Annotated in this window: 13 protein-coding genes and 1 tRNA gene; 6 read left to right on the top strand and 8 right to left on the bottom strand. The window is 65.0% G+C overall.

What is annotated here, in order from left to right:
- Window positions 1-2,652, bottom strand: a complete 2,652-nt coding sequence (gene mutS / locus SX1_RS11840; protein WP_019053155.1) for a DNA mismatch repair protein MutS — start codon at window positions 2,650-2,652, stop codon at window positions 1-3.
- Between the two features lie 112 nt (window positions 2,653-2,764).
- Between mutS and SX1_RS11835 the strand changes: the two genes are divergently transcribed.
- From SX1_RS11835 to SX1_RS11820, 4 genes are all read left to right on the top strand, one after another.
- Window positions 2,765-5,026 carry an NADP-dependent malic enzyme gene (locus tag SX1_RS11835; protein ID WP_019053154.1) on the top strand — a complete coding sequence of 754 codons (2,262 nt, stop codon included), beginning with the start codon at window positions 2,765-2,767 and terminating at the stop codon, window positions 5,024-5,026.
- Window positions 5,027-5,093: 67 nt separating this feature from the next.
- The gene (locus SX1_RS11830) at window positions 5,094-5,591 is read left to right on the top strand and encodes a flavin reductase family protein (protein WP_019053153.1); all 498 of its coding nucleotides are present in this window, start codon (window positions 5,094-5,096) and stop codon (window positions 5,589-5,591) included.
- Between the two features lie 163 nt (window positions 5,592-5,754).
- Entirely contained in the window at window positions 5,755-6,735 is a 981-nt protein-coding gene (locus tag SX1_RS11825; protein WP_019053152.1) for a polysaccharide deacetylase family protein, read from the top strand.
- Window positions 6,732-7,946, top strand: a complete 1,215-nt coding sequence (locus SX1_RS11820; RefSeq protein ID WP_019053151.1) for a carboxylate--amine ligase — start codon at window positions 6,732-6,734, stop codon at window positions 7,944-7,946. Before SX1_RS11825 ends, SX1_RS11820 begins: the two co-directional genes overlap by 4 nt.
- Here the strand turns inward: SX1_RS11820 and SX1_RS11815 are convergent.
- Window positions 7,915-8,466, bottom strand: a complete 552-nt coding sequence (locus SX1_RS11815; protein ID WP_019053150.1) for an arsenate reductase/protein-tyrosine-phosphatase family protein — start codon at window positions 8,464-8,466, stop codon at window positions 7,915-7,917. The two genes, SX1_RS11820 and SX1_RS11815, sit on opposite strands and share 32 nt — an antisense overlap.
- A 21-nt stretch (window positions 8,467-8,487) precedes the next feature.
- A tRNA-Ser gene (locus SX1_RS11810) sits at window positions 8,488-8,579 on the bottom strand.
- A gap of 234 nt (window positions 8,580-8,813) precedes the next feature.
- Between SX1_RS11810 and SX1_RS11805 the strand changes: the two genes are divergently transcribed.
- Window positions 8,814-9,596 (top strand): DUF1134 domain-containing protein, encoded by a 783-nt coding sequence (locus SX1_RS11805; RefSeq protein WP_019053149.1) that lies wholly within the window; start codon window positions 8,814-8,816, stop codon window positions 9,594-9,596.
- Between the two features lie 36 nt (window positions 9,597-9,632).
- Here SX1_RS11805 and dinB read toward each other — a convergent pair whose 3' ends face one another.
- From dinB to SX1_RS11790, 3 genes are read right to left on the bottom strand one after another with little or no spacing between them, the layout of a single operon-like run.
- Window positions 9,633-10,721, bottom strand: a complete 1,089-nt coding sequence (dinB, locus tag SX1_RS11800; protein ID WP_019053148.1) for a DNA polymerase IV — start codon at window positions 10,719-10,721, stop codon at window positions 9,633-9,635.
- 58 nt (window positions 10,722-10,779) lie between these two features.
- Window positions 10,780-11,310, bottom strand: a complete 531-nt coding sequence (locus SX1_RS11795) for a DUF177 domain-containing protein (protein ID WP_019053147.1) — start codon at window positions 11,308-11,310, stop codon at window positions 10,780-10,782.
- Window positions 11,307-11,834, bottom strand: coding sequence for a ubiquinol-cytochrome C chaperone family protein (locus tag SX1_RS11790; RefSeq protein WP_017183208.1), 528 nt, complete (start codon window positions 11,832-11,834; stop codon window positions 11,307-11,309). Before SX1_RS11790 ends, SX1_RS11795 begins: the two co-directional genes overlap by 4 nt.
- A gap of 164 nt (window positions 11,835-11,998) precedes the next feature.
- On the opposite strand from SX1_RS11790, the gene SX1_RS11785 reads away from it, so the two are divergent.
- Window positions 11,999-12,514 carry an outer membrane protein assembly factor BamE gene (locus SX1_RS11785; RefSeq protein WP_026002401.1) on the top strand — a complete coding sequence of 172 codons (516 nt, stop codon included), beginning with the start codon at window positions 11,999-12,001 and terminating at the stop codon, window positions 12,512-12,514.
- A 13-nt stretch (window positions 12,515-12,527) separates the two neighbouring features.
- Here SX1_RS11785 and pepN read toward each other — a convergent pair whose 3' ends face one another.
- A complete protein-coding gene (gene pepN, locus SX1_RS11780) occupies window positions 12,528-15,125 on the bottom strand; it encodes an aminopeptidase N (RefSeq protein ID WP_019053146.1) in 2,598 nt (865 codons plus the stop codon).
- Window positions 15,126-15,243: 118 nt separating this feature from the next.
- Window positions 15,244-16,167, bottom strand: a complete 924-nt coding sequence (locus SX1_RS11775) for a ParB/RepB/Spo0J family partition protein (RefSeq protein WP_017183205.1) — start codon at window positions 16,165-16,167, stop codon at window positions 15,244-15,246.
- Window positions 16,168-16,184: the final 17 nt, after the last annotated feature.

The following is a 16,184-nucleotide window of genomic DNA, read 5'->3' as shown; positions in this document are numbered from 1 at the left end:
CTAGTCTTGCTCGCTGGTCGCGGCCAGTTGTTTCAGCCGATATATGTGATCGAGCGCTTCGCGCGGCGACAATGCGTCGGCATCAATGCCATCAAGCGCGGCGCGCAGCGGATCGACCAGCGGTTCGGGCTGGGCGGCGACGGCGGCGAACAGCGGCAGGTCGTCCAGTCCCGCCGCGATGCCGCCCGTCCTGGCCTTGCCCGCTTCCAGCCGGGCCAGCACGTCCTTGGCACGCTTGAGGACCGCGGCCGGCAGGCCCGCCAGCCGCGCGACGGCTAGGCCATAGCTGCGATCGGCCGGCCCGTCGGCCAGTTCATGCAGCAGCACCAGATCGCCCTTCCACTCGCGTGCACGCACATGATGGAGCGAGAGCGAGGACAGGCTTTCCGCCAGCCGGGTCAGTTCATGATAATGGGTGGCAAACAGGCAGCGGCAGCGATTGACCTCATGCACCGCCTCCACCACCGCCCATGCGAGCGCAAGCCCGTCATAGGTGGATGTGCCGCGCCCGACCTCGTCCAGAATGACGAAGCTGTCGGCGGTCGCCTGCGCCAGGATCGCGGCGGTTTCCACCATCTCGACCATGAAGGTGGAGCGGCCCCGCGCCAGATTGTCGGACGCGCCGACCCGGCTGAACAGCCGGTCGACCAGACTGAGCGTCGCGGCCTGCGCCGGGACATAGGCGCCTGCCTGCGCCAATATGACGATCAGCGCATTTTGCCGCAGGAAAGTGGATTTACCGCCCATATTGGGGCCAGTGACCAGCCAGAGCCGGTCGTCCTGCACCAGACGGCAATCATTGGCGACGAAGGGTTGCCCTTCGCGCCGCAGCGCATCCTCCACCACCGGATGCCGGCCGCCGACTATGTCCAGGCATGGCCCGGCGCCGTCCGCCACCACGAAATGGGGCCGCTGCCAGCCGCCCTCCGCCGCCCGTTCGGCGAGCGCTGCGGCGACATCCAGCCGGGCCAGGGCCTGGGCGGCGCGCGCAATGTCCGCCTTGCGATCCAGGACGGCGGCGATCAGGTCTTCCAGATGGGCCGCTTCGGCGACCAGCGCATGTCCCCCCGCCTGCGCGACGCGCCCGGCTTCCTCATGCAGATCGACCGAGTTGAAGCGCACGACGCCCGCCAGTGTCTGGCGATGGGTAAAGCCGCTGTCGGGTTGCATCAGCGTGTCGGCGGCGCGGGCGGGGACTTCGACATGATAGCCCAGCACGCCATTATGGCGGATCTTGAGGGCGGAGATGCCGGTTTGTGCGCGATATTTGGCCTCCAGCGCGGCGATCGCCCGGCGACCATCGCCCGCCATGCGGCGCAATTCATCCAGCGCCGGATCATAGCCATCGGCAATATAGCCGCCGCTCGCCGTTTCGGTCGGCGGGGCAGGCACCAGCGCGCGCGCCAGATTATCGACCAGCGCGCCATGGCCATCGAGCGCGGGCAGCAGGCGGGCGAGCAGCAGCGGCTGGTCGGGCAGACGCCCCAGCCGCTCCCGCAACAGGCGCGCTTCGCCAAGGCCATCGCGCAACTGGCCAAGGTCGCGCGGGCTGCCCCGGCCCACCGCGACCCGGCCCAGCGCCCGGCCAATGTCCGGCAGCGCGCGCAAAGCGCCACGCAACTGGTCGCGCAGCCCCGCATCGTCATGGAACAATTGTACCAGCCCCAGCCGCGCATCGATCAGGCCCATATCCATCAGCGGCGCAGACAGATCCTGCGCCAACAGCCGCGCCCCCGCCCCCGTCACGGTGCGATCGACCGCGCCCAGCAGGCTGCCCGCCCGCGCGCCATTCATCGTCGCGACAATTTCCAGGCTCTCGCGCGTCGCCGCATCGATGGCGACATGGCCGCCGCTCGTCTGGCGCAGGGGTGGCGCAAGGAAGGGTAATGTCCCCTTGCCCGCATGGTCGAGATAGCCGATCAACCCGCCCATCGCCGCCAGTTCAGCGCGGCTGAACTGCCCGAACCCGTCCAGTGTCGCGACCCCGAACAGCCGTTTGAGCGCGGTTTCGGCGCGGCTGCTGGAAAAGGCGGCGCGATCGAACATATGCGCGTCGGCTATGTCGAGCGTCGCCCCTTCTGCCACCACCGTCTCGCTGGGGCGCAGGCGGGCGAGTTCGGCGGGCAGATCGGCGGGTCGGCAGGTCATCGTTTCGAACCGGCCGGTCGAGATGTCGGCGGCGGCCAGGCCGACCTCGCCCTCTCCGCCCACCTGCGCCAGCGCGACCAGCATGTTGTCGCGACGGGAATCGAGCAATGTTTCCTCGGTCAGCGTGCCCGCCGTTACATAGCGGACGATGTCCCGCGCCACGAGCGTCTTGCCGCCGCGCGCCTTGGCCTGCGCCGGCGTTTCGGTCTGTTCGGCGATGGCGACCCGGTGGCCCGCCTTGATCAACCGGGCCAGATAGCCTTCCGCGCTGTGCACCGGCACGCCGCACATCGGGATCGGCACCCCGCCATGTTCGCCCCGACTGGTCAGCGCGATGTCGAGCGTCGCGGCCGCTGCCTTCGCATCGTCGAAGAATAGTTCGAAGAAATCCCCCATGCGGTAGAAGAGCAGGCAGTCATTCGCCTGAGCCTTGAGCGCCAGATATTGCGCCATCATGGGCGTAGGGGCGGGCTGGATCGCGATGTCGTTCGGGGCGCTGGGCATGAAGCCCGGATAGCGCCAAGCGGCACAGCAGGAAAGAAGCCTTCTCGCACTTGCCCACAAGGCGCGCTTGCCGCTAGGGCCGACGCAACGGACAGCAAAGGGCGGATGAGTGATGACCGACAAGTCGAATGTGGAATTTTCCGAGCGCGAGGCGCTGTTTTTCCATTCGACCGGACGCCCCGGCAAGATCGAGATCATCGCGTCCAAACCCATGGCGACCCAGCGCGACCTGTCGCTGGCCTATTCCCCCGGCGTTGCGGTGCCCGTGCTGGCCATCGCGGCGGACCCCGCCACCGCCTATGATTATACCGCCAAGGGCAATCTGGTCGCCGTCATCACCAACGGCACGGCGATTCTGGGCCTTGGCAACCTCGGCGCGCTCGCATCCAAGCCGGTGATGGAGGGCAAGGCGGTGCTCTTCAAGCGCTTTGCCGACGTGGACAGCATCGACATTGAACTCAAGACCGAGGATGTCGACCGCTTCATCGAGGCGGTGGAACTGATGGAACCGACATTCGGCGGCATCAACCTTGAGGATATCAAGGCGCCCGAATGTTTCATCATCGAACAGGCGCTCAAGGAGCGGATGAACATTCCGGTATTTCATGACGACCAGCATGGCACCGCGATCATCGCGGCCGCAGGCGTCATCAACGCCGCGATGCTGACCGGGCGCGAATTGAAAGACCTGAAAGTCGTGGTCAATGGCGCGGGCGCGGCCTCGATCGCCTGCACCGAACTGATCAAGGCGCTGGGCGTGGCGGGTGACAATGTCATCATGTGCGACAGCAAGGGCGTGATCTACCAGGGTCGCACCGAAGGCATGAACCAGTGGAAATCGGCCCATGCAGTCAGGACCGACGCGCGCACGCTGAAGGAAGCGATGAAGGGCGCGGACGTATTCCTTGGTCTGTCGGTCAAGGGCGCGGTGACGCCGGACATGGTCAAGGATATGGGCGAAAAGCCGATCATCTTTGCGATGGCCAATCCCGACCCGGAAATCACCCCGCCCGATGCGAAGGCGGTGCGCCCCGAAGCGATCGTGGCGACGGGCCGGTCGGACTATCCCAACCAGGTCAACAATGTCATCGGCTTCCCCTTCATCTTCCGCGGCGCGCTGGACGTGCGGGCGACGACGATCAACGAAGCGATGAAGGTCGCCGCCGCCCATGCCATCGCCGAACTGGCGCGCGAACAGGTGCCGGAGGAAGTGGCCAAGGCCTATGGCCGTTCGCACAGTTTCGGACCCGACTATATCATCCCCGCCCCGTTCGACCCGCGCCTGATGGAAGTGGTGCCGTCCGCCGTCGCGCAGGCGGCGATGGACAGCGGCGTGGCGCAAAAGCCGATCGCCGACATGGCCGCCTATCGCCAGTCGTTGAAGGGCCGGCTGAACCCGACCACATCGGTCCTGACCACGGCCTATGAAGTGGCCAAGGCCAATCCCAAGCGCGTCGTCTTTGCCGAAGCGGAAGAGGAAGTGGTGTTGCGCGCGGCGATCCAGTTCCGCGACCTGGGCTATGGCATCCCGGTGCTGGTCGGTCGCGGCGATGTGGTCGACAAGCTTAAGGCGCTGGGCGTGCGCGATCCCGACAGTTTCGAACTGCACAACAGCGTCAATTCGCCGCTGGTCCCGCAAATGGTCGACCTGCTCTATGCGCGCCTGCAACGGCGCGGCTATCTGCGCCGCGATTGCGAGCGGATGGTGAACCGCGATCGCAATATTTTCGGCACATTGCTGGTCCGGATGGGCGTGGCCGATGCGATGATCACCGGCATGACCCGCCCCTATGCGCAGACATTGCGGGAGGTGAAGCGGGTGATGGACCCGGCGGCAGGACGCACCCCGTTCGGCATCCATGTCATGGTGGCCAAGGACAAGACCGTGTTCCTGGCCGACACCACCGTCAACGAGCGCCCGACGGCGAACGAACTGGCCGATATAGCAGAAGGCACCGTCGCCGTGGCCCGCCGCATGGGCCATGATCCGCGCGTCGCCTTCCTCTCCTACTCCAATTTCGGCAACCCGCCCGGCGCGTTTCTGGAAAATGTGCGCGGCGCGGTGAAATTGCTCGACGAACGCGGCGTCGATTTCGAATATGAAGGCGAAATGACCGCCGATGTGGCGCTCAACCCGGCGGTCATGAAGAGCTATCCGTTCAGCCGCCTGTCCGGTCCCGCCAATGTGCTGGTGATGCCCGGCCTGCAATCGGCCAATATCTCGGCCAAGCTGCTGCGCGAACTGGGCGGCACGTCGATGATCGGCCCGGTGCTGGTGGGCATGGAAAAATCGGTACAGATTGCGACGATGGCGTCCAACGCATCGGAACTGCTGACGCTGGCAGTGCTGGCGGCGGGCGGGATTGCGCTTTGATCGACATAAAATCGCACCCCATCCTGTGGCAGCAAGGAAACATGATGGGGTGCAGGGGAGAGTCCGCATGAGTGACGTTATCAGTTTCGACAGCGCAACCTTCCGCCGGGTGCTGGGCCATTATCCCACCGGCGTATGCGTCGTCACCGCCGTAGAGGCGGACGGCGCACCCGTCGGCATGGTTGTCGGCTCCTTCACCTCCGTCTCGCTTGATCCGCCGCTGGTCGCCTTCTTCCCGGCCAAAACATCGCAAAGCTGGCCACGTCTGGCTGCGGTCGGCAAATTCTGCGTCAATGTGCTGGCCAGCGACCAGCAGGCACTGTGCCGCCAATTGTCCGGGCGCGGCGAGGACAAGTTTGCCGGCGTCTCGCACCGTGTATCGGCCAATGGATCACCGATATTGGACAATGTCGTCGCCTGGATCGACTGCACGCTGGACGCGGTGCATGAGGCGGGCGACCATTATATCGTGCTGGGCAAGGTCATCGCGCTGGAAGTCGACCGGCCTGAAAGCCCCTTGCTGTTCTTTCAGGGCAATTACGGGGAATTTTCGCTGCTCGCGTGACGGGGCGGGCATTGTCGCAGCGTCGGATAGGGATGGCGGCGGATTGACGGCCCGATGCTATCTTTCCAATATGTGGACCAGAGGACATATTGGGGACATATCACCGGTCCTTAACTCCTGATCCCTATTGCTGTCCAATTGCCTCCCCACGACCGGATCGCCCATGACCGCGCTGCTCATCACCGTCGATACGGAACTGTCCGCCTCGCTCCAGCAGCGCGGCGTCGACCTGGATGACAATATCCGCCGTTCGATCTGGGCCGAAGCGCAGGGGCAGGCGCATGGCATAGGCTGGCAGATGGACATGCTCGACCGCCATGGCCTGAAAGGCGTGTTCTTCCTCGATCCCCTGCCCGCGCTGGTCCACGGCGCCGATTTTCTGACCCCGATCGTCACCGCGATCGTGGAGCGCGGCCATGAAGTGCAGATGCACGTCCACACCGAATGGCTCGCCTGGGCGAAGGAATCGCCGGTCGGTGGACGACAGGGCCGCAACATCGGCGATTTCACGCTGGCGGACCAGATCGTCCTGCTGGGCTTGGCCAGGCAGCTGCTGGAACAGGCCGGGGCGCCCGCCATCACCGCCTTTCGCGCGGGTAATTTCGGGGCCAATGACGACACGCTGCGCGCCCTTGCGGCAATCGGCCTGTCCTGGGACAGCAGCGTCAATCCCGCCTATCTGGGCCATGACTGCCATATCGATGCCGATCCGGGCGAGATAGGCGCAAGCCGCCTGCACGGTATCAGTGAATTGCCGGTATCGGGCATATCCGACCGGCCCGGCCGCTTTCGTCCGGCGCAAATCTGCGCCATGTCCGCCGCCGAAATGCGCGCGGGGCTGCGCCATGCTGCACAGGAAGGCCATGATGCCTTCGTCATTGTCACCCATAGTTTCGAAATGCTGTCCCGCGACCGGCAACGCCCCAATGGCGCGGTCAAGGCGCGGTTCGTCGCGCTCTGCCGGGAGGCGGCCCGCCTACCGCAGATCCGTGGCGCAGGCTTCCACGACCTGCCCGGCGATCTGGCCGATCGCGCTGGCCGCAGCCTGACCCGCGTGCCGCCCAGTCGTCTGCGCACCGGGTTGCGGATTGCCCAGCAGGCCTGGTCGACATGGCGCTACGAACATCGGCTGGTGCCTGCGTGACAGCCCTGCCCGGCGCCATCGTCCTGGGTCTGGAAAACGCCATCGGCCTGACGGTCGTGCGTGAACTGGGCGAGCATGGCGTGCCCGTGCACGGCGTCGCGGGCGATGCGGACAGCGTGGGCGCGGCCTCTCGCCACTGCACCCGGTCGCACTTGCGCCCCGACGGCCCTGCCGCGCTCTGGCTGCCGGACATGATCGCCCGCACCGGCGCGGGCGCGGTGCTGGCCGTGTCCGAATCAGACCTGCTGGAACTGGCGGAACTGCCACCCACGATCGGCGATTGCCACATATTGGTGCCCCGGCCCGACCGGCTGGCCAAGGTCATCGACAAATTCCGAACGCTGGACATTGCCGAAAAGGCTGGCCTGCGCGTCCCGCAGACCTGGCAACCGCAGATCGGCGAGGATTTTGCCGCCCGTGTCGCGACGATGCATTATCCGCTGGTCGCCAAATGGGCCAATCCGCCCGCGATCATGCCAATCTTGGAGCAGGCCGGGCTTGAATGGCTCAAGACCGAATATGTCCACACGCCGCAAGAGCTGGTCGGACTGCTGGACCGCTACGCGCCTGTAGGCCTTTGGCCGTTGATCCAGCAATATTGCCGGGGCGTCGGCCTGGGGCAGATGCTCTACATGGAACAGGGACAGGCGACGCTGCGCTTCCAGCATCGCCGCCTGCACGAATGGCCCCCCGAAGGAGGCGTATCCACGCTGTGCCGGGCCGAACCGGCGGACCTGCATGGCGATCAGATGGCGCTGTCCGAACAATTGTTGCGCGCGCTCGACTGGGACGGGCAGGCGATGGTCGAATATCGCTATGAGCCGGACAGCGGACGCTATTGGCTGATGGAGGTCAATGGCCGTTTCTGGGGCAGCTTGCCGCTGGCCCGCCATTGTGGCGCGCATTTCGCCTGGGAAGCCTATCGCCGTACCGTGCTGGGCCAGCGTGACCCGGCGCCACCGCCGCGCGATGATCTGCGCGCGCGCTATATGGTGCCGGAAACCAAGCGTCTCATACGCCTGTGGATTGCGCCGGGACGCATCAGCGATCCGTTCTTCAAACGGCGGCCAGTCAGGGATCTGTTCGGCTATGTGCTGGGCTTTTTCGACCCGGCAACCCGCTATTATGTGCTGACGCTGTCCGATCCCCGCCCCTGGATGCGGGATATGGCGCAGATGTTCAGAAAAGCCGTGCGTGGGGGAAAGCGCTGACCAGCCGCTCGACCGCCTGTTCGATTCGGGCAAGGCAGGTCGCCATATAAAGGTCGTCCAACCCATAGGGATCGTGCAGATGCGGCAGCACCGGCACCGTCCACCGCCCAAGCAACGTCCGCGGCAGATGGTTGAGGCGCGGATCGGCGGCCAGCCGGTGCAATTGCCGCACCTCCATCGCCAGCAGCAGGTCGCCCGCCAGCGGCACATAATCCGCCATGTCGACCGCACGATGCTGCGCCAGATCATGACCCAAGGCACGGGCGGCGGCGATGGCGGGATCATGCGCGGCCCGCCCCGTGGTGGTCGACAGCCCGAAAGACGCGGACCGCAGCCCCACCCTGCGCGCCACGACATCGGCAAAGGCGCTGCGGCAGATATTGCCCTGACACACGAACACCAGCCGCCGCACCTGCGCGGGATCAGGCGAGCGACTTGCGGACAAGCCCAGCGCCAGTTGCGGATAGGACAAGATCAGGCGGACCAGGCCGCGCAAAGTGCCGAAACGGGCGCGGATCATCGGTTCAGTCCGAAAAAAGGGTGGCGGAGACGGAGGGATTCGAACCCTCGGTAAGGAGTTATCCCTACGACGGTTTAGCAAACCGTTGGTTTCAGCCACTCACCCACGTCTCCAAACATGGCCTGAACGCCCGCTTGGGGCGGGGCTGCGGCTAGGCGACGTGTCCTATAGCGACGGCTTTGGCGCATGGCAACGGTCCTGTTCGGGGATTTTTTGCGCTAATGTCATGCCTGTAAATCGTTCCGGCCCGGAATCGACTCAGGTGGACGTTCGTTCATTGTCGTTTCAGGTTGAAAGCCGATAGTCTGGGGGATGGTTAAGATGGAAATTTGCGGGGAGCATCGGGCATGATCGGGATTATGGGACGGAAGGGCGCCCGCCTGGCAAGCGCAGGCGCGCTGGTCGTGGCGCTGGCGGGGCTGGCGCTCAGCCCGGTGGCGTCTGCCCAGGTGCGCACCATCGATCCCAACACCGCGATCGACGCCGATCTCGCGCCGCCGCCACCCGCGCGCCCTGCCCCTACAGAACCCGGCGTCGATCCCAGCGTCTATAATGACAGCCCGGCCAACAGCGCCGTCACGTCCGGCACCACCGCAACCGGCGCGCCCGTTACGGAATCATCCCCGCCTGCCGCCATCGCGCCCAGCGATTCCTATCAGCAGGACGATCTGATCGGCGCGGCGGAAGGCGTGTTCGGCAAGGGCGCGGAAGGGCTGGCTGGCCTTATCGAAAAAATATTGAAGGATCAGGGTCGCCCGAACGCCTATATCGCCGGGCGTGAGGCGTCGGGCGCTTTCGTTGTCGGCCTGCGCTATGGGTCCGGCACGCTCAATCACAAGGTTGAGGGCAAGCGCGAAGTCTATTGGACAGGGCCATCGATCGGCTTCGATGTCGGCGGCAATGCGGCCAACACCTTCGTGCTGGTCTACAATCTATACGACACGCAGGATCTTTATCACCGCTTCCCGGCGGCCGAAGGCACCGCCTATCTGGTGGGCGGTTTCACAGCCAGCTATCTGCGCTGGGGCAATGTCGTACTGATCCCGATCCGTCTTGGCGTCGGCTATCGGCTGGGCGTCAATGCCGGTTACATGAAGTTCAGCGAAAAGCGGACCTGGCTGCCATTTTAAGGGGCGATCATCGGCGTGCGGACTGACGGCTGGGGATTATAACCCCAGCGCCAGTTGATCGCCCTGCCCCGCTTCCTCCTCCACTTCCAGATTATGCACCCCCAGTCCCAACAACCGCGCGCCCATGCGCAGCGGTAGCTGGGCCAGCAGCAAGTCCCGCGCCGCTTGCGCCAGCAAGTCGGGGGAGCGCACCGGCGTTGCAAAGCTGCGCGATCGGGTGATGATACGGAAGTCGGCGAATTTGATCTTGAGCGTCACCGTCCGGCCCCAGGCCTGCGCCTTTTCGATCCGGCCCCACAGGCTGGTGGCGATTCGCTCTATCTCCGCCACCAGCCGATCCCGATCGGTCAGGTCGTCAAAAAATGTGTCCTCGACACTCACTGACTTGCGCTGCTCGCGTTCGCGCACTGGCCGGTCGTCCTGCCCGCGGGCGGCCCGGTAATAATATTGGGCGGCGTTGCCGAAATGCGCCTGAAGGAAGGGCAGGTCGCGCGCGCGCAGGTCTGCCCCCGTCTCGATCCCCAGCGCGTGCATCCGCGCCGCCGTCACTGGCCCCACGCCGTGAATGCGCCGCACCGGCATGGCGGCGATAAAGGCCGGGCCTTCGCTTGGCCGCACGACGCATATTCCGTCGGGCTTGTTCTGGTCCGACGCCAGCTTGGCGATCAGCTTGTTATAAGACACGCCGGCCGAGGCGGTGAGCCCGGTTTCCGCGCGAATCAGCGCGCGAATCTCCGCCGCCACCTGCGTCGCGGACGCGATGCCCGGCTTGTTCACGGTGACGTCCAGATAGGCTTCGTCGAGCGAGAGCGGCTGGATCATGTCGGTAAAGCGCGCGAAGATCGCCCGGATCTGCCCGGACACCGCGCGATAGGCGTCGAATCGCGGCGGCACGAAGATGAGGTCGGGGCAGAGCCGCCGCGCCCGTGCCCCGGGCATGGCAGACTTCACCCCGAACGCCCGCGCCTCATAGCTGGCCGTGGCGACCACCCCGCGCGGGCCGCCCCCGCCGACCGCGATCGGCTGGCCGCGCAGCGCGGGATTGTCCCGCTGTTCCACCGACGCATAGAAAGCGTCCATGTCGATATGGATGATCTTGCGCAGCGATGGCGGCGGGGCGTCCATGGCCCGATCTTATGCCATGACAGGAACGAAAGGAAAACAGCGTAGCCGCGACCGCGACTTATTCCTTGCCCTTGAGTGCCAGCAAAGCGGCAAAGGGACCGGCCTGATCCTCCTGCAACACGCCTGCTTCGCGCAAAATGGCGTCGGCATCGGGCGCGCGGGGATAGGGCGCCATCGCCAGCGCCACTGTCTCGGCGACGGCTTCGCCCATGTCGATGCTGTTGCCGCTATAGCCGATCGTGTCGCAATCTTCGGCGTCCAGCTCCATTTCAGCGCCTTCGACGACATCCTCATCGTCAGGAACGAAGCGGAGCAGGAAATCTGTGTCGATGGTTTCTGCCACCGGCTGGCCTGTTGCGACACAGGCCTGCGCCAGGCTGGCCCGCACCCGACCGCGTGCGAAGATGCTGCCATTCTCCTCACTGATTCGATAGTCCGCCTCCAGCGCATCGAGCGCCAGCAGGCCGAACCGGCGCATCAGCGCTTCCCGCTCGGTCGCGTCGGCGACGATGCTGGTGCTGCCGCTGATATGGCCGATCTGGTCCAGCCGGACGGGGCGCGAAAATTCGGGCGTCGGCAGCGCGCTCATCCCAGGTCCCCCGCCAGCATCGCATCGCGGGTCAGGCAGCCCAGCCGCGTCCAGCGTTCCCGCAACGCGCCTTCAACATGGGCCAGCGCGGCGTCGCTCACCGGTGCGCCGCGATAGAGGTTGCGGCGCAGCGCGTCGGCCATGTCGGCTTCCCCGGCCAGCGCGGCACGATAGGCGCTGATCCGGCCGCCCAGCGCGCTCACCATCCGGCCGATATGCTTGCCGACCACGACATCGCCTATGCCTTCCTGGCGCAACTGGCCGTCCATGTCGTCGACGAACAATTCGGTCAGCCAGACGCTTTCCTGCGTTGCGCCCTGCTGCTCCAGCCGCATCAGCACCTGCGCCAGGACCGCGACGATCATGTCGAATCGTCCGTCCAGCGTGTCGGGCACCGCGCCGTCGATATACCAGTGCGGCTGCCGCCCCTGCGCGACGATGACATTGTAGAGCGGCAGCAGTCCATCCTTGGGATCGGTGCGGCCAAACAGGCGCTGGAGGAAGGAAGGGGAGGCTGTGGACATGGGGACTATGCTTTTTTAAGATGGATCGTTCGACGGAGCACCGTCTTGCCAAGTGTCGCCCCTTGCCGGGAGCGACGCATTTCCATATTGATCGAGCCGCTGCCCAATGCAATGGCGGCGTCATGTTTATTGGGTTCGCGGGAGCGTTCCGCCAGGAGAAGTCCATGCGTCAGTTCAGCCGTCATTCCACACGCGGGCGTGTCCTGTTGGCTCTTGGCCTGGGCGCGCTGGTGCTGGGAGCATCGGGCTGCACCCGCATCCGCACCCATCAGGGCTATCAGGTCGACAAGCTGCTGGTCGATTCGGTCCAGCCGGGCATCGACAATCGCGCATCGGTGGAAGGCACGCTGGGTCGTCCCAGCTTCGTCTCGCAATTTGGCGAGCAGGACTGGTATTATGTATCGCGCGACATGCGCGCGCTGGCCTTCTCCAACCCCAAGCCCGTCGCCCAGACGGTGCTGCGCGTCCATTTCGACGCAGCGGGCAATGTTGCAGCGGTGGATCGCATGGGGCTGGAACAGGTCGCCCATATTTCGCCCATGGGCGACAAGACGCCGACGCTGGGTCGCAACCGCAGCCTGTTTGACGAGATATTCGGCAATATCGGTGCGGTCGGCGCTGGCGGCATGGGCGGCAATGCCGGCGGCAGCGGTCCGGGCGGCGGCCCGAACGGCAGCTAAGCCAGCCTGCCCCTCACTCCAGGCTTTTGCTGGCCTGTTCGGTGACATCCTTCGACAGGCCCGGCTGCGCCAGGATGCGTGACAATTGCGCACGCATCAACCCGGCCCGATCAGCATCGAAACGCTTCCAACGCCCCAGGGGCGGGACCAGCCGTGCCGCGGTCTGCGGATTGCGCTTGTCGAGCGCGATGATGCAGTCGGCCACCAGTTGATACCCTTTGCCCGATCGATGGTGGAACGCCCATTGGTTGCCCGAAAATGCGCCATAGAGGGACCGCACCCGGTTTGGATTGGACAGAGTGAAGGCCTTGTGCCTTCCCAGTTCCTCGACCTGATCGACCGTATCGGGATGCAGCGCGAACGCCTGGGTCTGGAACCATTTGTCGAGCGTCAGCGCGTCATGGCCGTAGCGGTTGTAGAATATGTCGATCGCCGCGTCGCGTTCCATGCTGGTCCCATTGGCCAGCGTGGCGAGCGCTGCCTGCCGCTCGGTCATATTGTCCGCCTCGTGGAACTGGGCGAAGGCAATGGCGGGGCCATCCTCCGCGCCCGACGCCACCAGATAATGCAGCGCTGCGTTGCGCAGCTTGCGCGCACCTTTGGCCGCCGGCGACAGCGAAAAGCCGTTCGCTTTGGTGCGGCTGTGAATGTCGCGCCATAGCGGCGCCAGATCCGCGCCGATCCGCCGTTGCAGCGATTCCCGCGCTGCATGGATGGCATCGGGGTCGACCACCGCCATCTGGTCGCCCAGATAGGCTTCGCTGGGCAGACGGATGGCTTCGGCGACGAAGGCAGGGTTCAGCAGCGGATCGCTGATCGTATTGCGCACCGCTGCGACGACGGCGGCGTCATCGACTGGCTGCCCCGCGATCGCGCCGACCAGAACGTTGACCATCAGCTGCTGCATCGCTTCATAGCGCGCGAACGGATCGTCGTCCCGCGCCGACAGAAAGGCGAGGTCATCCTGGCTGCGGTTGGTTTCCACGATCACCGGGGCGGAAAAGCCGCGGTTGATCGACAGGATCGGCGGGGCAGCGAAACCTTCGAAACGAACATTCTGCTGCACCTCCGTCAGCATCAGCAATTCATCGCCATGATGCGTGCCGGTAGCGGGATCGAACAAGGCGACCCGCAGCGGAATTGCCATGGGCTGCTTTTCGGGCTGGCCGGGGGTTGGCGGGATGCTCTGTTGCAGATGGAGGTCAACCGTGCCGGTCGCTACGTCATGGCGCAGCAGCGCGCGGACATGCGGTGTGCCCGCCTGCTCATACCAGCGGCGGAACTGGGTCAGGTCTATGCCTCCGCCCTCTTCCATCGCGACCACGAAATCCTCGCAGGTCGCGGCCTGCCCGTCATGCCGGTCGAAATAGAGATCGCTGCCGGCGCGGAAGCGTTCAGCACCCAGCATCAGCGCCATCATGCGGATGATCTCCGCCCCCTTATTATAGATGGTCGCGGTGTAGAAGTTGCTGATTTCCATATAGGATTCAGGACGGATCGGGTGCGCGAGCGGGCCGCTATCCTCCTGGAACTGGGCGGCGCGCAAGATGCGGACGTCCTCGATTCGCTTGACCGCGTGACTACCCATGTCGGCGGAAAAATTCTGGTCGCGAAAGACCGTGAATCCTTCCTTCAGGCTCAACTGGAACCAGTCGCGGCAGGTGACGCGGTTGCCCGACCAGTTGTGGAAATATTCGTGCGCGACGACGCCTTCGACCCCGTCATAATCAATGTCGGTCGCGGTTTCGGGATCGGCCAATATGTAGCGCGAATTGAAGATGTTAAGGCCTTTATTCTCCATCGCGCCAAAATTGAAATCGGCCACGGCGACGATGTTGAACACGTCCAGATCATATTCGCGGCCATAGACGCGCTCGTCCCACGCCATGCTGTTCTTGAGCGCCTGCATGGCGTGCGCGGTGCGGAGCAGATCGGCTTCGCGCACCCATATACCCAACTGCACCTCCCGTCCGCTCATCGTCACGAAGCGATCGGCGTTGCAGGCCAGGTCACCGGCAACCAGCGCGAACAGATAACAGGGCTTGGGAAAGGGATCGTTCCAGAGCGCCCAATGGCGATCATCATCCAGCACGCCCTGGTCGACCGGATCGCCATTGGCCAGCAGGATGGGAAAGCGCGCCTTGTCAGCGGTCAGCCGGACGCTGTAGCACGACAGGACGTCGGGCCGATCGGGGAAGAAGGTGATGCGCCGGAATCCTTCCGCCTCGCACTGGGTGCAGAGCAGGCCGCCGCTGGCGTAGAGGCCCATCAGCTTGCTGTTGCTTTCCGGGGCCAGTTCGACGAGCGTTTCGATGCTGTGCGCCGCGCCGGACAACGCGATGATCAGCGACCCGGCCTCCATATGCCAGTCATCCGCAGCCAGCGCCGTGCCGTCGACCTTCACCTCCAGCGGCACCAACCCGTCGCCATCGAGGCGCAGCGGTCGATCATGATCGCCATTGCGCGTGACCGACAGCGTTGCGCGAACGATCGTCAGCGCCGGGTCGAGATCAAAATCCAGCGCGATGGCGGGGACCAGCCAGTCGGGCGGGCGATAATCCGAGCGGCGGATGATCGTGGGAGCGGCGGTAGAGCTTTGCATGTCGGCCATGCCCGCAACCTAGGGAGCGGGTGGGTAAAAGACCAGTCTGCTTTGGTTCAAACTCTTCAAACTTCGCCCATGTCGCATATGGCGATTCACGGTCGGCAGCGCGCTACCCCATGGTCGCCTAAATGCGTTCGCCCGACAGACGCTGGCACAGCATATCGAGCTGGTCGAGCGTCGAATAGCGCAGCGACAGCGTGCCGCCCGCGCCGCTGGCATGATCGATATCGACCTTCAGCCCCAATATGTCGGCCAGATGCTGCTCCAGCGCGGCAATATCCGCATCCTTGTCGCCCGAACCGCCGCCGCGCCGTGCGGCCGGTGCGTCCTCGCCCTTCTTGACCCGGCGAACCAGCTGTTCGGTATCACGGACGGACAGCCCCTTTTGTTCGACCTGCCGCGCCAGCGCCTCGCAATCGGGCGCGCCAATCAGCGCGCGGGCATGGCCCATGCTGATTTTCTGTTCGACCACCTGCTGCTGCACCGTTGCTGGCAGATCGAGCAGGCGCATGAGATTGGCGACATGGCTGCGCGATTTGCCGACCAGGCGGCCGAGCGCTTCCTGGCTATGGCTGAATTCGGCGATCAGCTTGCGATAGGCTTCCGCCTCTTCGATCGGGTTAAGATCTTCACGCTGGATATTCTCGATCAGCGCGATTTCGAGCGTTTCGGCCTCATCGAAATCGCGCACGATCGCGGGGATGCGGTGCAGATGGGCGCGCTGCGCCGCGCGCCAGCGGCGTTCGCCCGCGACGATCTGGAAGCCGCCACCATGGGGCCGGACGATGATCGGCTGGATCACGCCGCGTTTGCCGATGCTTTCGGCCAGTTCCTGCAACGCGCCTTCGTCGAAATGGCGACGCGGCTGTTCCGGGTGCGGCTGGATCAGCGCGACCTCTATGGACTGGATCGCCTTGCCCGATGGCGATGGCGCGACCGCCGCGACAGGTTCTTCGCGCGCGACATCGCCAAGCAGCGCGGACAGGCCACGGCCCAGCCCGTGCGGGCGCTTGGCCATTTTGGGCTTTTCGCTGGTTTCGTCGCTCAAGCCGCTACCTCCTGCCG

Origin of the sequence: Sphingobium xenophagum NBRC 107872 (assembly GCF_000367345.1) — a bacterium.
Taxonomy (GTDB): domain Bacteria; phylum Pseudomonadota; class Alphaproteobacteria; order Sphingomonadales; family Sphingomonadaceae; genus Sphingobium; species Sphingobium xenophagum.
This window is presented reverse-complemented; position numbering and strand designations above follow the sequence as displayed.